14 protein-coding genes are annotated in these 15272 nt (G+C 32.8%); 7 read left to right on the top strand and 7 right to left on the bottom strand.

Translation table 11 applies throughout. The features are described from left to right. Position 1 precedes the first annotated feature (1 nt). From B0A68_RS15885 to B0A68_RS15875, 3 genes are read right to left on the bottom strand one after another with little or no spacing between them, the layout of a single operon-like run. Positions 2-1492, bottom strand: a complete 1491-nt coding sequence (locus B0A68_RS15885; protein WP_035686738.1) for a PIN domain-containing protein — start codon at positions 1490-1492, stop codon at positions 2-4. Further along, positions 1492-2013, bottom strand: a complete 522-nt coding sequence (locus B0A68_RS15880; RefSeq protein ID WP_035686740.1) for an ATP-binding protein — start codon at positions 2011-2013, stop codon at positions 1492-1494. Before B0A68_RS15880 ends, B0A68_RS15885 begins: the two co-directional genes overlap by 1 nt. 51 nt (positions 2014-2064) lie before the next feature. After that, positions 2065-3405, bottom strand: coding sequence for a serine hydrolase domain-containing protein (locus B0A68_RS15875; RefSeq protein ID WP_035686742.1), 1341 nt, complete (start codon positions 3403-3405; stop codon positions 2065-2067). A gap of 219 nt (positions 3406-3624) precedes the next feature. On the opposite strand from B0A68_RS15875, the gene B0A68_RS15870 reads away from it, so the two are divergent. The 7 genes from B0A68_RS15870 (at position 3625) to B0A68_RS15840 (ending at position 8296) form a co-directional block, all read left to right on the top strand. Further along, positions 3625-4839: an aminotransferase class V-fold PLP-dependent enzyme gene (locus B0A68_RS15870; protein ID WP_035686745.1), complete on the top strand. Its 1215-nt coding sequence runs from the start codon at positions 3625-3627 to the stop codon at positions 4837-4839. Positions 4840-4845: 6 nt separating this feature from the next. Further along, a complete protein-coding gene (locus tag B0A68_RS15865) occupies positions 4846-5271 on the top strand; it encodes a hypothetical protein (RefSeq protein WP_035686747.1) in 426 nt (141 codons plus the stop codon). A 3-nt stretch (positions 5272-5274) separates the two neighbouring features. Then, a complete protein-coding gene (locus B0A68_RS15860; protein WP_035686750.1) occupies positions 5275-5700 on the top strand; it encodes a SufE family protein in 426 nt (141 codons plus the stop codon). Between the two features lie 138 nt (positions 5701-5838). After that, on the top strand, positions 5839-6249 hold the full coding sequence (locus B0A68_RS15855) for a GxxExxY protein (RefSeq protein WP_035686752.1): 411 nt from the start codon (positions 5839-5841) through the stop codon (positions 6247-6249). A 113-nt stretch (positions 6250-6362) separates the two neighbouring features. Then, positions 6363-6686: an SUF system Fe-S cluster assembly protein gene (locus B0A68_RS15850; RefSeq protein WP_035688342.1), complete on the top strand. Its 324-nt coding sequence runs from the start codon at positions 6363-6365 to the stop codon at positions 6684-6686. A 73-nt stretch (positions 6687-6759) separates the two neighbouring features. Then, entirely contained in the window at positions 6760-7269 is a 510-nt protein-coding gene (locus tag B0A68_RS15845) for a DUF2480 family protein (protein WP_035686754.1), read from the top strand. Between the two features lie 76 nt (positions 7270-7345). Further along, entirely contained in the window at positions 7346-8296 is a 951-nt protein-coding gene (locus B0A68_RS15840) for a DUF3078 domain-containing protein (protein WP_035686757.1), read from the top strand. Between the two features lie 170 nt (positions 8297-8466). On the opposite strand, the gene hflX is transcribed toward B0A68_RS15840, so the two are convergent. The 4 genes from hflX to B0A68_RS15820 form a co-directional block, all read right to left on the bottom strand. After that, positions 8467-9708 carry a GTPase HflX gene (gene hflX / locus B0A68_RS15835; RefSeq protein ID WP_035686760.1) on the bottom strand — a complete coding sequence of 414 codons (1242 nt, stop codon included), beginning with the start codon at positions 9706-9708 and terminating at the stop codon, positions 8467-8469. A 185-nt stretch (positions 9709-9893) separates the two neighbouring features. Then, positions 9894-10754: a hypothetical protein gene (locus B0A68_RS15830; protein ID WP_035686763.1), complete on the bottom strand. Its 861-nt coding sequence runs from the start codon at positions 10752-10754 to the stop codon at positions 9894-9896. Positions 10755-10925: 171 nt separating this feature from the next. Beyond that, complete coding sequence (locus B0A68_RS15825; protein WP_035686765.1) at positions 10926-12275, bottom strand: DUF5689 domain-containing protein; 1350 nt, start codon at positions 12273-12275, stop codon at positions 10926-10928. A 21-nt stretch (positions 12276-12296) separates the two neighbouring features. Continuing rightward, the gene (locus B0A68_RS15820) at positions 12297-15134 is read right to left on the bottom strand and encodes a carboxypeptidase-like regulatory domain-containing protein (protein WP_035686768.1); all 2838 of its coding nucleotides are present in this window, start codon (positions 15132-15134) and stop codon (positions 12297-12299) included. Between the last annotated feature and the right edge of the window lie 138 nt (positions 15135-15272).

Genomic DNA, 15272 nt, shown 5'->3' with positions numbered 1-15272 from the left:
ATTAATATGCAAAAGTTAAAAGTTTATCAAATTGCTCAACAGTTATTTTAGAAAATCCTCTTGGAACGTTTTCGTAATCTACAATAATTCCATTATCAACTAACCATTCAAGATTTGGTCTTTTTCTAAATGAATAGGTATAAAGAAAATTTACAATAAAAGGTCTATTGGCAGGATTATAATTCCAATGTTCTGACAACTCTTGATTAGTAAAAACGCTTCTTTTTCTGCATAAAGACAAGAATTCTTCTTCAGTTTCGATGTTTAAAACACATGATTCAACTATTCCTAATGTAGTTGCAACACCTTTGTATTTTCCGCCTGTCATGTAAAAAACTAATACATCACCAGATTGCATTTTCTTTTCATAAGAACGTGAAATATAAACTTTACTTAATGCGTTTCTATGAGGAAAGCTTTCAATATAATCTTTTGGAGATTGATTATTCAAGATTGAATCTGGAAATAACTCTATATGATAATTAGGATATATGGGAACAATAAAAATATTTTGTTGCCGAGAAAAAAAAGGAAATGTCAGTTTAGGATTTTCAACATTAATTATTTCTTTATTAAAAGATCTAACATAAACTTGCTCAACTCCATTGTGAGTTGTTTTTATTCCATAATGATTAAAACCCCAATTTTTAAGAAGCTCGATTAACCTCTCTTGTTCATCTCTTTGATCGAAAATAGTTACATATATTTCATCAACCCTAAATTGTAAAGCATTATCAAAAATTATTTTTAAAAATCTTTCTCCTATTTTATATCCATTTGCAGTTACTTTGAATGTTCCAATTTTTAATCTTTTTTTCTTCGCAAAAACAGGATTGATTTCATAATAATTCTCATTTTCATCCTCTCTTTTTATAAATAGAAAAGCTGTTAGTCTGCCTTCACTATAACAGACATAACAAATATCATCAGCTTTTTTATTAAACCACTTATCAAATTCAGCATAATCCTCTCTGAAGCTATCAAAAAAAGCATCTCTAATGTTAACTTCAGCGAAATCAACTTTCTGAACAGACAAAACTTTATAGTCTACTAATTCTGGATTTTCTGAGGTTACTTTTTCTAGAAAATCTTCAATTTTATAAACCTTGTCCGCTATGCCAAGTAAACTCGCTTTAGTGTGTATCTTTTTATCTTCGGAAATTAAGATATCAACCCTTCCTTCATAAACTTCGTTTAGAATTTGGGTATCATTAATATCATTTTCTTGACTATCTACTCTCTTACTTATTTTTAGAATCTCTTCACCTAATGGAGCCTGATGTTTAAGTAAATTGTAACTCTCAATTTTGATACTCATAGTATCGAGAGCTTTTGGATCTTTATATCTTTCTAATTCTTCAACAGTCAAAGGATGAATATATTTTGAATATTTAAGATTATCTATCCACTTGAAAAGTTGACCAATTTCTGGTTTGCATATATTATTTGCTTCTCTATGAATAATAATATTTGTGTCTAACAAAACTTTCATTACCTAGTGATATTTAATAACTGTTCATAATTATTATCCATAATCTCGATATACGCAACAGAATACTTTCTCGAAAGATATTTTGCATATTCAATTTCCATATTCTGTAATTCGTTCAAAACTTTGACGTCATATTTTTTATTATCGCGCTTTTCCAGTCTTTTAGCTATTTTTTCTACATCATCGACAACAATAATAATCATTCTTGGGTTAAGAATATCAAAAGTTTCTTCATCAATTTTGCATGGAACATTTAATGAATTCAGCAAACAAAAATGCCCATCAAGTAAATACTTTTTATCTCTATCAATTAAATTACTTAATCCAAAAATTAATTTTCCTTGTGTCGAAGAAATATTTTCAACTAACTTGTTATTAGAAGAACTTATTTCACTCCATTTTAAAACTTCACTTGCAGTTATATGTATCAATTTGCTTTTAGAAGCAATTTCTTTGCAAATAGTTCCTTTTCCAACTCCATGAATACCACCGATAAAAAATATGTTATCAAACGATTCCATTATTAATGTTTTTTTCAGCAAGTTATAAAAAAGAATGAAATATACTACAATCTATTTTTTCACACTATCAATTATCTCTTTCAAAAACTCATTAAAATCAAATCTATTATCACCTTCTCTCACTCCCATTCTCACAATTACCATATCCAGAGACGGAATAATCGCAACCATCTGCCCTTGGTACCCGCTGCAATAAAACATATCACGCGGAACATCAGGGAATTTTCCTCCAGCATTAAGCCAAAACTGCGCTCCATATTTTCCTTCCGAAGTATTTGTTGGTGTTGACGTATATTTTACCCAGCTTTCATCAAGAATTTGCTCGCCATTCCAGTTTCCTTTTTTAAGATACAACAATCCAAATTTCGACCAATCTCGGGGCGTTGCCCACGCATAAGATGAACCCACAAAAGTTCCCGACATATCCTGCTCCACAATCATCGAATTCATTCCGATTTTGTCGATTACAGCACTGTACCAAAAATCAAGATATTCTTGTTGGGTTTTAAACTGGTTTCTTAAAATTCGGGACAATAGATTTGTGGTTCCAGATGAATAATTCCAATGCGTATTGGGTTTAAATTGCGCTGGTTTATCCATTTGCACTTTCCCCATATCTTCGGCCTGAAAAAGCATTTGTGTGGCATCACAGATTTTAGTGTAATTCTCTTCCCATTCTAAACCAGAATTCATTTGAAGCAAATTATTAATTGTAATAATTTTACGTTCATCATTTTGCCATTCTTTGATTGGCGCTGGTTTATAAATATCTATTTTTCCTTGTTTCGCTAAAACTCCAAAAGCCGAACTGGTGATGCTTTTAGCCATCGACCAGCCTAAAATTTTACTGTCTTTATTAAATCCTGTATCGTATTTTTCTGCGATCAATTTATCTTTATATAAAACTACAACAGCTCGCGTTCTCTTCGTTTTATCAAAAGCATTACCAACAGCTTTCTTCAATTTTGAATCATCAACATTTGCAAAAACAGTATCTGCAGGATTAGCGCTTCCGTAAGGAAATGGCAAAGTTTTAGATTTAAACATTCGCCTTTTTGGAAGCAGATAAGGCTTAGAAACATCAAAATTATCATTAATTAAAACAGCACCTAAACCTTCACGATAAATTGCTTTTCTTTCCTTCAATCCATAGACTGTTGAAGTTGCAAATTTCCCAGTTTCATTAATTGAATTTTTCGCCAGATTAATCAACTTTATATCATTATCAGTTTTCTGAATTAAATCTAAGGGACGATTATCCAAAAAATGTCCAGACGCAACACTTTTTGCAGAAAAGCCTGAAATCAAATCCAGCTTTGGATAAGTGGTAAATCCGAAATATAAAAAGGTTAGAACCAGAACAAGTGCAGTTAATTTTAGAGCTTTTTTCATAATGAAGAGAACTTTTTAATGCAATATAAATAATTTATGTTCAATATTTTACAACTCAAATCATAAAACTGATTCGGATAATTCAGAAAATTGTTTTGATTTTTAAGGAATCAGCATTTACGCCTTCTGACAATAGTATCATAAAAGGAAATTATCGAATTGCCGTAGAAACCAATTTAGTTTTAGTACTTTTGTATATAGATTTTTTCTAAATAAGACATGTTAGATATCCAACAAATAAGAGCCGATTTTCCGATTCTTTCCCAAAAAGTAAACGGAAAACCTTTAGTATATTTCGATAACGGAGCTACTTCGCAAAAACCACAAATTGTGATTGATGCAGAAGTGAAATATTATCAGGAAATAAACGCCAATATTCACCGCGGCGTTCACACTTTAAGCCAATTAGCCACAGATGCTTACGAAATTTCTCGTGGTAAAATCAAAGAACATATTAACGCAAAATTTGCTCACGAAGTGCTTTTTACTTCAGGAACTACACACGGAATCAACTTGGTAAGCAATGGTTTTGCATCCATTTTAAAACCGGGCGATGAAGTTATTGTATCTTCTTTGGAACATCACAGTAATATTGTACCTTGGCAGATGTTGTGCGAAAAAACCGGAGCCGTTTTAAAAGTGATTCCGATAGATGAAAACGGAGAATTAATTTTAGAAGATTTTGATGCTTTACTTTCAGAAAAAACTAAAGTTGTTACGTTAAACCACATTTCGAATGCACTCGGAATTATCAATCCGATAAAATATATTATTGGCAAAGCACACGCTGTTGGTGCTGCGGTTTTAATTGACGGCGCGCAGGCAGTGCCACATTTAAAACCGGATGTTCAGGAATTAGATTGTGATTTTTATGCTTTTTCTGGACATAAAATGTGTGGTCCAACCGGAACTGGAATTTTGTACGGAAAAGAAGAATGGCTGAACAAACTTCCTCCATATCAAGGCGGAGGCGAAATGATCAAAGAAGTTACTTTCGAAAAAACAACCTATGCAGATTTACCGCATAAATTTGAAGCAGGAACTCCAAATATTGCCGGTGGAATTGTTCTTGGAACTGCCATCGATTATCTAAATAGTATTGGTTTTGAAAACATTCAAGAATATGAAAACGAACTTTTAGCTTACGCGACAAAACGTTTATTAGAAATTGAAGGTTTGAAAATTTATGGAACCGGAAAAAATAAAGCATCCGTAGTGTCGTTCAATATTGACGGAATTCATCCTTATGATATTGGTTCAATCATCGATAAATTAGGAATTGCCGTTAGAACCGGTCATCATTGTGCACAACCCATTATGAATTTCTTTTGCATTCCTGGCACTATTCGTGCTTCTTTTTCATTTTACAACACAAAAGAAGAAATAGACCAAATGGTCGAAGCCGTAAAAAAGGCGCAAACAATGTTAAGCTAAAAAATTATGAGAATACTAAGTTTATTGCTCTTAACGATTTTCATCGGAGCAGGTTGTTCAAGCCAAAAGAAAGCAGATATGACAGCTACTGAAATTGAATACACGGCGCTCTCAAGAGGATACTACAAAAAAATTGTGGTTCACAATCAAACTGTTTCTGTTACAAATGGCAGAGATACGCAGGCAGTCGAAAGTAAAATTGATGATGCAAAATGGGATAAAATTGTTACTGAATTTTCAAAAATAAATCCAGACAGCCTTTCAACATTAAAAGCACCAACAGAAAAACGTACTTATGACGGTGCTGCAATTGGAAATTTAAAAATAGTTCAAAATCAAAAAACATACGAAACTTCTGGTTTCGACAATGGTTTTCCTCCAAAGGAAATTGAAAAACTAGTAAATTTACTGGTTGATTTTACGAAAGAATAAGTTATGACAATAAAAGAAATTCAAAACGAAATAATAGACGAATTTTCGATGTTCGACGACTGGATGCAGCGTTACGAATACATCATCGAACTAGGAAAAAGTCTTCCGTTAATAGAAGAAAAATACAAAACCGACGAGAATTTAATCAAAGGATGCCAGTCGAAAGTTTGGCTTCAGGGTGAACAAAATGATGATAAAATTGTTTTCACTGCAGACAGCGATGCGATTTTAACCAAAGGAATTATTGCGATTTTAATAAGAGCGTTTTCTAACCAAAAAGCAGAAGATATCATAAAAGCTGATACTGAATTTATAGACGAAATTGGTTTAAAAGAACATTTATCAGCAACCCGCGCCAACGGTTTGGTTTCGATGATTAAAAACATCAAAATGTACGCATTGGCTTTTGATGCAAAAAATAAGAATTAAAAAAAATTAAACCATATAAGTTATATAAGTTCATTTAAAGCAAAACTTAAATTTTCCTTATATAACTTATATTGTGAAAAACAATAAAGTAGGTTTTATCTTTCTTTTTTTATTTCTTATTATTGCCTAAAAAGAAAGATGATAACAAAGAAATATTTGACTGATTTAATTTATCAGGTTAACGGAGCGGCGATCGAAGTTCATAAAAGTATTGGAGCAGGACTGATAGAAAGCATTTATCATCAATGCATGATCAAAGAATTATCTATTAGAGGAATTAGTTTTAAATCTGAATTAATAATTCCAGTTGAATATAAAGGCTTGGAATTAGAGTCAGATCTAAGATGTGATTTATTTATTGAGAATTGCTTAGTTCTCGAACTAAAAGCAGTGGATAAAATTATACCAATTCATATTGCAAAACTAATGTCTTATATGAAACTTTTAAAGTCTCCAATAGGTTTAATGATAAACTTTAATGTTACAAATATTTATCACGAAGGACAAAAAACATATGTCAACGAATTATATCGCTGGCTAGAAGATTAAAAACAAAATTAAAATTAACCATATAAGCAATAAGACATTATAAGCCTGCTATTTAATAATAACGCACTGTTTAAATGAACTTACATAACTTATATGGTGAAAAAACAAGAACAATGGAACAAGAAATAGACACAAACGAATTAGGAGAATCAATTGTAAAAGTTTTAAAAAGCATTTACGATCCGGAGATTCCTGTTGATATTTACGAATTAGGATTAATTTACGACGTAATGGTAAACACAGATTACGAAGTAAAAATCTTAATGACACTAACTTCTCCAAACTGCCCTGTTGCAGAAAGTCTGCCGAGAGAAGTAGAAGAAAAAGTAAAAACAATCGAAAACATTAAGGAAGTTGATGTTGAGATCACTTTTGATCCGCCTTGGAGCAAAGATTTAATGAGCGAAGAAGCAAAATTAGAATTAGGAATGCTTTAATAAAATTTGTTTCAAGTTTCAGGTTTCAGGTTCCATCAACTTGAAACCTGAAACTTGAAACCAACTTTTCATTATGGAAGAAATCATCAATAAAGTAGCCAATAGCGCCTTAGAAGTATTCGATCTTGAGGATTATTATCCAAAGGGATTTCGTGTGCAGATAGATATATCGCAATGGCTTTTAGAAGGATTTTTATTAAGAGAAAAAGACTTTCGTGAACATCTTAAAAACCACGATTGGTCGCAATATCAAGATCAATATGTCGCTGTACATTGCAGTACAGATGCCATTGTTCCGGCTTGGGCTTTAATTTTAGTGAGTGTTCATTTGGCGCCTTATACCAAAAAAGTAGTCAACGGAACCATCGAAGATCTTGACGGCAGTCTATACGAAGAAATCTTAAGCAAGATTGATTACTCGGTTTACAAAAACAAACCTATTATTGTAAAAGGCTGTTCTAAAAAACCAGTTCCAATGCGTGCTTATATTTTAGCCACAACGTACTTACAGCCATTTGCAAGAAGTATTATGTATGGAGAAGCATGTTCTGCGGTTCCTTTATATAAAGAATCTAAGAAATAACTTTCTTTAGTCTTAATTAATCCCGAACCTTTTGGCGGTTTTTCGTATATTTGATACTATACTAAACCAGACAACCATGAAAAAGATAGCGTTATTACTCTTCATTTTAGCGAACTTTACCTTTGTTCAGGCACAAAATACAGAAAAGGAATTAATTCAGAATACCGAAAAAGCAGTTCAAAAAATAAACGATACGATCGAAGGCGAGGGCTGGAAAACCAAAGGAACTGTATCTCTTTTATTAAATCAATCGAGTTTCAACAACTGGATTGCAGGAGGTGAAGACAGCTTTTCTGGAACACTCGGAATCAACTATGACTTCAATTATAAAAAAGACGATGTAACCTGGGATAATAAAATCTTAGCTTATTACGGTCTTCTTCAAACCAAAAATGCCGATTTTTCAAAAAAGACTGATGACCGTTTAGAATTCAATTCGATTGTCGGAAAAAGAGCTTTTGGTCAATGGTATTACTCTTATTTCCTAAACTTTAGAACACAATTTTCAACAGGTTTTATTTACGGAAAAGATGAAAACGGAAAAGAAATCAGAACAGAAAATACTAAATTTATGTCTCCTGGTTATCTTACAACTGGTCCTGGTATTTATTGGACAAAAGATGACAATCTAAAAATAAATTTCGCTCCGCTAACTTCAAAATTCACATTTGTAGACAACGCCTACACCACCGGAATAGACCAAAGAACTGGTTTACTCTATGTTGACGGTGATTATTTTGGTGTAGACGAAAATAAAAGCGTTCGTTACGAGCTCGGTTTTTATGCCTCAGTTTATTATAAATTGGCTATAATGACAAACGTAACGGCTGAAAACACATTAAATTTATATTCTAATTATTTAGAAGATCCACAAAATGTAGATATCAATTACTCACTGAATATTGTTATGAAAGTAAATAAATTTTTATCTGCCAATTTATCCTTCCAGGCCATATATGACGACAATGCTTTTCGAGGACTTCAAACCAGAGAAGTATTTGGTTTAGGAATAAATTTCGGATTTTAATTTGAAAGCACAAACCTCATAATTTTACCTCAAAGCACTAACATTGGATCAATTAGGGGTTATTAAAACACAAAGTTCGCAAAGCTAAATCTGTATACATAGCTTTGCGAACTTTGTGTTTTGTGAAGATACTTTAATATAATCTTAGCGCTCTTGGCGGTAAAATTAATTTATTCTTCTTCTTCTTTTTCCTCTTTCTCAATTGCATCCTTATAATCCGGGTACAAGAATTTATTATAAGGAAATCTCGTTATATGAATCTGACGAACAGCTTCATAAACCCTTTCTCTAAATTCTTCAAAATTCTCTTTATTGGTAGCCGAAATAAACAATGCATTATCTTCTCCTAAACGGTGCATCCAAGTACTTTTCCATTCCTCAAGAGTATAATGTCTTGGCGTTTTTTCTGTCATTAAATCATCTTCATCAATCGTAAGATGTTTATAGGCATCAATTTTATTAAAAACCATAATAACTGGTTTTTCATGCGCTTTAATATCCTGTAAAGTTTGATTTACAGATGCAATATGATCTTCAAAATCAGGATGCGAAATGTCTACAATATGCAATAGTAAATCGGCTTCGCGAACCTCATCCAGCGTACTTTTAAAAGAATCTACCAATTGAGTAGGTAGTTTTCGAATAAAACCTACGGTATCTGAAAGCAAAAATGGCAGGTTTTTGATCACTACTTTTCGAACTGTTGTGTCTAGTGTTGCAAATAATTTATTCTCAACAAAAACATCACTTTTACCAACGGCATTCATCAAAGTCGATTTTCCAACATTGGTATACCCTACTAAAGCAACACGTACCATAGCACCGCGATTGCTTCGCTGTACGCCCATTTGTTTGTCGATCGTTTTGATTTTTTCTTTCAATAATGAAATTCTGTCACGTACAATACGTCTGTCTGTTTCAATCTCCGTTTCACCAGGACCACGCATACCAATACCACCTTTTTGGCGTTCTAGGTGTGTCCATAAACCCGAAAGTCTTGGTAATAAATAGATGCATTGCGCTAATTCAACCTGCGTTCTTGCGTAAGAACTCTCGGCTCTTTGTGCAAAAATATCCAGAATCAAATTGGTTCTGTCTAAGATTTTACAATCAATAATTCTCGAGATATTTTTTTGCTGCGATGGCGACAATTCATCATCAAAAATTAAAGTCGATATGTCGTTTTCTTTTACAAAAAGATTGATTTCTTCAATTTTTCCCGTTCCCATAAAAGTCTTCGGATTCGGGCGTTCCATTTTTTGCGAAAAACGCTTAATCACTTCACCGCCAGCGGTAAAAGTCAAGAACTCTAATTCGTCTAAATATTCGTTAAGTTTTTCCTCACTTTGATTTTGAGTCACAATGCCTACAATGGCAGTTCTTTCAAAATTTATAACTTCTTTATCTAACATAGCTTTGAATAAGGTGCAAATTTAATGATTTGTAAGCTACTACTCTTATAGAATCTTGTTTTTAAGTTCTATTTAAGAAATAATAGGATACCAAAAAAAATAAAACCATCTAGAAATTAAGAATTTTAAGGTTTCAATCCTAAAAAACTTAATTTCTAAATGGCTTTTAATAATTGAAATTTATCTTATTCGTAAATAAAAGTCTTTTCGGTTTTTACAATTCCGTTTTCTTCGATCTGAGAACAAGAAATTGGAAAGTTTAATTTATTGTATTTGTATTTTCTGCTCACAGCAACTAAAACTGTAGAAGAAGGGCTAAAATTCATTTCGTTATTATACGATATCGATTCAAAACTAAATTCATCTTCGTGATAAGATATCAGAGGAACAATTACTTTGTAGTTGTCTCCAAACAAGTTTTGTACAATCAATTGTTCAACCGATTTTTTATCATCATAAGTAAAAGTTTTAGAGATTTTATCTCCTACTAAACCTCTGTGTTTTGAAACATTGTCATTAACATAAGTATATTCAATTTTACCAATGATCTGCTTATTTCTATCACGAGAAGTACGTCTTACAATGATTCCGTTTTCAACAATGTATTCGATATCATCAAGAATATTTTGGTGATTTGTACTTTTCTTGGTGATCGCTTTTACTCGTGCTCCTTCGTAAGCAAAAGTTACGGTTTTGGTAATATAGTCATTACCTTCGTGGTACTTGTTTACAAACTTTGTAATATTGTTATCTGCATCATAAGTATAATTAATTACTTCTTTCCAGTCGCTTCCAACTTTTTCTTTAACGGTCATATCAAGCAATCCGCTTTTGTTATAAAAGAATTTCTGAATAACGTCTGATGTTGTAATCGTTTGTATTTTTCCGTCTGCAAATGCAATTGTTTTATTTACAATTTCACCATCTTTATAATTCTGATAGTTTGTTTTTACAATATTGATTTGCTTTAATCGAACTGGAGCATCCTGGCTGTGCAGTAAATACGGAGCAACCATCATTAAGACGGCGATGTAAAATTTTTTCATGGTATTTGTATCAATTTGGGACGACCAAAATACAAAATTCCGTGAAATTTTAATAGCTTAAATCTCAAAAACAATCACTATTAATTTTCTACCTCAAAATCAATAAAAAATAGCTCGTTTTTTTTGATATAATTTTTCGCGCACCTGATTAATACATTAATAATCACAGAACTATTTCTCGCCAAAAATCCTAACATCATCTACCATAAAAGCGCCGTTTAGTGTTTTATCTTTACCAGAACCTACATATCTAAATGCAATATTAATAGTTCCAGAATAAGCTGATAAATCAATTCCGCCAGAACTTATAAATTCTCGAGAAGGTGTCGATAAATCCGGCAATTTTGAAGACAGTTTTGTCCATTTTGCTTTGGTTACATTAGATCCGTCAAAATTGGCAGAGACATACACTTCTAATGTATTTAGTGGTGAATCTACTTTTAAGTCGTGCTGTGCGCTTCTAAAAGATAAGATCGCATTTTTATAACCATTCAAATTAATTTTAGGCGATACTAGCCAGGCTATGTTTTCTGCTGCAGTTGTACTCGTTGTATTAAATTCAGCATAGCCATTTCCTCCATACACCATACTTTTCCATATTTTAGAAGCTTTTTCTGCAATATTACTCCAGCCGGGCAAAGCAAAATTTATATTGTTTTTTACCGATTGAAAATCTTCTGAAAAAAACGGAGTATTTCGCTTTCCATTCATTACAACATCATTTTCAGATCGAATCATCATCTGATAATCGGATCCGTATTTAGTTAAAACACCGCGAACTTTTCCACTTCCTTCCGGTACAAAACTATCAGCAAAATTGGCATAGCTGCTGGTTCTAAAAATAATTTGATTTCCTGTCTTGTCTCTAAGATTCCAATTGGTAGATCCTCCTACATTATTCACATCTTCAAAATAATGATGTCCTAATGCGGCTTCTGTAAACTCAACATCTTCAAGTTCGATTAAGGTGTTGAGTTTATCATCATCTAAAGCTTTTTGTATCGAAACAAAACGTACAAGATTACTTTCGTCAATTGTTGTACAGGAAGCATTGAGCACGTTTTTGTAGTCGTTTTGAGATATTCTGCCTATTGTTGGAATTCCTGAATTACTTACATACAAGCTTCCAACACGCATACCTCCGTAGAATATATCTGTAAATTGATTCTTGAGTTTTACATAAACTTTTGTTCCAATTCTATAATCTATATAAGTATTTGATGCATCGACGCTAACCAAAAATCCTTTTGCAGGAACTCCTTCTTTTGGTAAAGTTTGAAGATAAATATTCTTAAAAAAATTACCTCCTTCATCACTAGAAACTACGTAAGCTTCAATAACATCATCATATAGGTATTGCTGTGCGTTGATGCCAGAAGTTTCAATTACTTTTTGAACTGTTCTGTTAACGGTTAAATCTGGCTGTGTGCATTTTAACTGCGGAATTTCGACCTCATTGTTACAGCTGTAAAAAAGCAGCATTACTGTTGCAAAAAATGAATTAAATGATATGTTCTTCATGATGCGTTTTTTTTTTGAGGTTTATATACTAATGGTGAGGTTTACAAAATAAGTTCTTCCGTATCCGTAATAATATTTAGGTCCAAACGATGGAGTTCCGCTGGAAATATCTTGGTTAAAAGCTCTGAAATTTGCGTTTCGAGCCTGCTCAAATCCTCCTGTTTTATAAATTACATTGAGAGCATTATTTACGCTCATAAAAACTCCGATATATTTTCTTGAAATCCTCCACGATTTGCCTCCGCTAAAGTTGAGCAATGAAACCGGATTAAATTTTTCCTGCTTTAACAAAACTGATGCCTTTTCTTCTGATGCTTCTGGAAAAATATGACCGCTTGCCGAATTAATATAAAAATGAGGCGTTCGAGAAATTGGTGATACATCTATATAATTATCTGTTAGGTAATTAACATTTGCACCAAGCCACCAGAATTTAGGATCTCTGTATTCTACTCCAAGTGAATAGGCCTGTTGCGGCATTCCCGACTGCTTATAATTTTTAAGATAGGCTTTTCCAAAATCAAAAGTTGATGCTGTGTTAGATTTGACTGCGTTTGCATCGTTCGTTATTAAAACATCGGGATTACTGTCGTAGGTATAATTACCGTAAGCAGCGGCTAAGACAGTCTTTAAAGTTGATGAAATCTGATATTCAAAACTCAATTCAGTTCCTATGTTTTTTTTGTTCAAATGTGTCAAGGTCTGACTTACAAAAGCATCGGTACTTTCGTATCCTGCTCCGTTGTCAAAAATTCCTTCAGCATAAAAAAAAGATGTTCTGGCAGTGTTTTTTATCAAGGAATAATATGCTGCTGCTCTTATTTTAAGTTTTGGCGAGCGATAAATATAGCTGACTTCAGCACTACTGATGTTTTCATTTTCAATTCCATCAACAATTGAATTATTTAAACGGGCATTTATAAAGGTATTTCGAATTGACGGCGCTCTGGTAAAATGAGAACCATTAAAAAAAAGCAATTGCTTTCCTGAAATTTTATACGTGAAGCCTCCTTTAAAACCAAAATTTTCAAAGTTGGCTTTCTCACTTTTTCCAAGAGAATTGTCTGGATAAATTCCGTTTTGATACAAACCTTCTCTTTGATAATCAGAAATAGAATAAGATTGTGCGAGATAAAATTCGGTTTTATTAAATGAGAATTTAAACTGAGCAAAGACATCAATTACATTTGCCAAAAAGTTATAATTATAACCGTAAGTATCACCTGCTTTAATTTCTCTATTGGGATGTAATAAATCTGATTGAGACTGGCTGCCTTTATAAAAAGCATCAATATCTTCAAAATATGCTCCTCCTAATAAATCCAGCAGATATTGAAAATTGTGTGACTTGACGTTTCTAAAAGTAATGCCTCCATCAAAGGAAATGCTGGCTGTGATTTGTGAATTAAAATTTGAATTTACTGCAATAGTTTTATCATCAGTTCTGTCTTCGTACAAAACATAATGACTTTGTGCCGGCTCAAAACCGGAAATTGTTGAATCTGAATTTGGTTTTGGTTTCTGATTTGCTTTGTACATAGCCTCCCAGTCGATTTGAGAATTGTCCAAAAACAAAGCCTTGTTCTTTGCAGCATTTTCAAAATCAGGAGTAAAATCTCCTGAAAACTCTCCGTGGTCTTTTGCATAAAGTGAACTAAAATAACTAGGCAGTTTTTTGTAATATACCGGATCCGGACTGTCTGCTTTTTGGTAATCGATCATACTGCTTCCGACTTTTCCAAACTGATACATAATGCTGGAATTGAGGTTTGCTTTTTCATTTATTTTAAAATAATGATTGAGCATAAACAGTGGTTCCTCAATATTTTTTACTCTTGCATTTCTTTTTTCACCATTTTGAAAACCCCAGTATGAATTGTATTTTTCTCCTTTTAGTCCTGTAACTTCATTTGTATTAGCAGAATTTTTACCCCGCAAACTAGGCGTATAAAATCCTGTAAAATTAAGACTGTGCCTTGTGCTTAATTTCTTTTCAATACTCACAAAAAGCGACGCTGCATTAAAATTTGTTCCGTCAAAATATCCTTCTTCTGCCCAGCGCTTTCCGGCTGAAATTGCAAATGCCCAACCCGAAGCATTCATTCCGGAAACATAAGTACCGATTCCGCGCCATGTATAAGTTGTATTACTCCCCGAAAATAAAAGTTGTTCTCCTTTTCTAAACAGTGAAGCCCTCGTGTCTATTTGCTGTGTCCCTAAAATACCTCCAAAGGTATAATTTGAAGATGCAGCACCAACGGAGAATTCTTGGTTTCGGAGCATGTTATTCAATCCTCCCCAATTACTCCACTGTGGTCTTCCGTCATAAATTTTGTTCATAACCATGCCGTTCAGCATCATGGTGCCGTTTTCGCTGTCTAAACCTCTGACTCTAAATCTGGCTTGCCCCCAGTTGAAAGCAGCGGCCTGCATAAAGGCATCTTTTGAAGATTGCAAAAGACCGGATGTCATTTCAGAAGAGCTGTTATCGTCTGATAAATCACTATCTAATAAGGTAATAAGTGCTGCAGGAGTTTCGTCTGAAAAAGCATCTTCTAATTGTAGAATTCCTAAGTATATTTTTTTGCCAAAATCTGAATGTATTTTTAAAAGCAGATCTTTGTAGCCTTTACTGTGCACCAATAGCAATTGTTCGCCAGTTATTGAAGAATGCAATTCAAACTTGCCGTTAAATTTGGTGAGCTGGGTCACATTCGAATTCTGAATGCTTACCACAACATTATCGAGGGGATTTTGTGCTTTTGAATCAACAACTATTCCGCTAAAAATGGTTTCCTGTTGTCCAAAACAAACTTTAAAAGACAATAATATAAAAACGACCAGGTATTTTTTACCCATAAAAATTCCAATTTACTTTAAAAATAGATTTAAATTAACTGCGTTTGTAATGCAATTCAATTCTTACTTCAAAAGATAAAATTGGTTTTTAGAAAAGGAATTATAGGTTTTATTCCAGAATCAAAAATAACAAATATT

The sequence above is a fragment of the Flavobacterium reichenbachii genome (assembly GCF_002217435.1).
GTDB lineage: Bacteria > Bacteroidota > Bacteroidia > Flavobacteriales > Flavobacteriaceae > Flavobacterium > Flavobacterium reichenbachii.
Note: the sequence above shows the minus strand (reverse complement) of the source record. Positions and strands in the feature narration are given on the sequence as shown.

Coding starts and splice junctions, on each gene's coding strand:
- B0A68_RS15885 (WP_035686738.1), bottom strand. CDS start 1,492: ATGAAAGTTTTGTTAGACACAAATATTATTATTCATAGAGAAGCAAAT.
- B0A68_RS15880 (WP_035686740.1), bottom strand. CDS start 2,013: ATGGAATCGTTTGATAACATATTTTTTATCGGTGGTATTCATGGAGTT.
- B0A68_RS15875 (WP_035686742.1), bottom strand. CDS start 3,405: ATGAAAAAAGCTCTAAAATTAACTGCACTTGTTCTGGTTCTAACCTTT.
- B0A68_RS15870 (WP_035686745.1), top strand. CDS start 3,625: ATGTTAGATATCCAACAAATAAGAGCCGATTTTCCGATTCTTTCCCAA.
- B0A68_RS15865 (WP_035686747.1), top strand. CDS start 4,846: ATGAGAATACTAAGTTTATTGCTCTTAACGATTTTCATCGGAGCAGGT.
- B0A68_RS15860 (WP_035686750.1), top strand. CDS start 5,275: ATGACAATAAAAGAAATTCAAAACGAAATAATAGACGAATTTTCGATG.
- B0A68_RS15855 (WP_035686752.1), top strand. CDS start 5,839: ATGATAACAAAGAAATATTTGACTGATTTAATTTATCAGGTTAACGGA.
- B0A68_RS15850 (WP_035688342.1), top strand. CDS start 6,363: ATGGAACAAGAAATAGACACAAACGAATTAGGAGAATCAATTGTAAAA.
- B0A68_RS15845 (WP_035686754.1), top strand. CDS start 6,760: ATGGAAGAAATCATCAATAAAGTAGCCAATAGCGCCTTAGAAGTATTC.
- B0A68_RS15840 (WP_035686757.1), top strand. CDS start 7,346: ATGAAAAAGATAGCGTTATTACTCTTCATTTTAGCGAACTTTACCTTT.
- hflX (WP_035686760.1), bottom strand. CDS start 9,708: ATGTTAGATAAAGAAGTTATAAATTTTGAAAGAACTGCCATTGTAGGC.
- B0A68_RS15830 (WP_035686763.1), bottom strand. CDS start 10,754: ATGAAAAAATTTTACATCGCCGTCTTAATGATGGTTGCTCCGTATTTA.
- B0A68_RS15825 (WP_035686765.1), bottom strand. CDS start 12,275: ATGAAGAACATATCATTTAATTCATTTTTTGCAACAGTAATGCTGCTT.
- B0A68_RS15820 (WP_035686768.1), bottom strand. CDS start 15,134: ATGGGTAAAAAATACCTGGTCGTTTTTATATTATTGTCTTTTAAAGTT.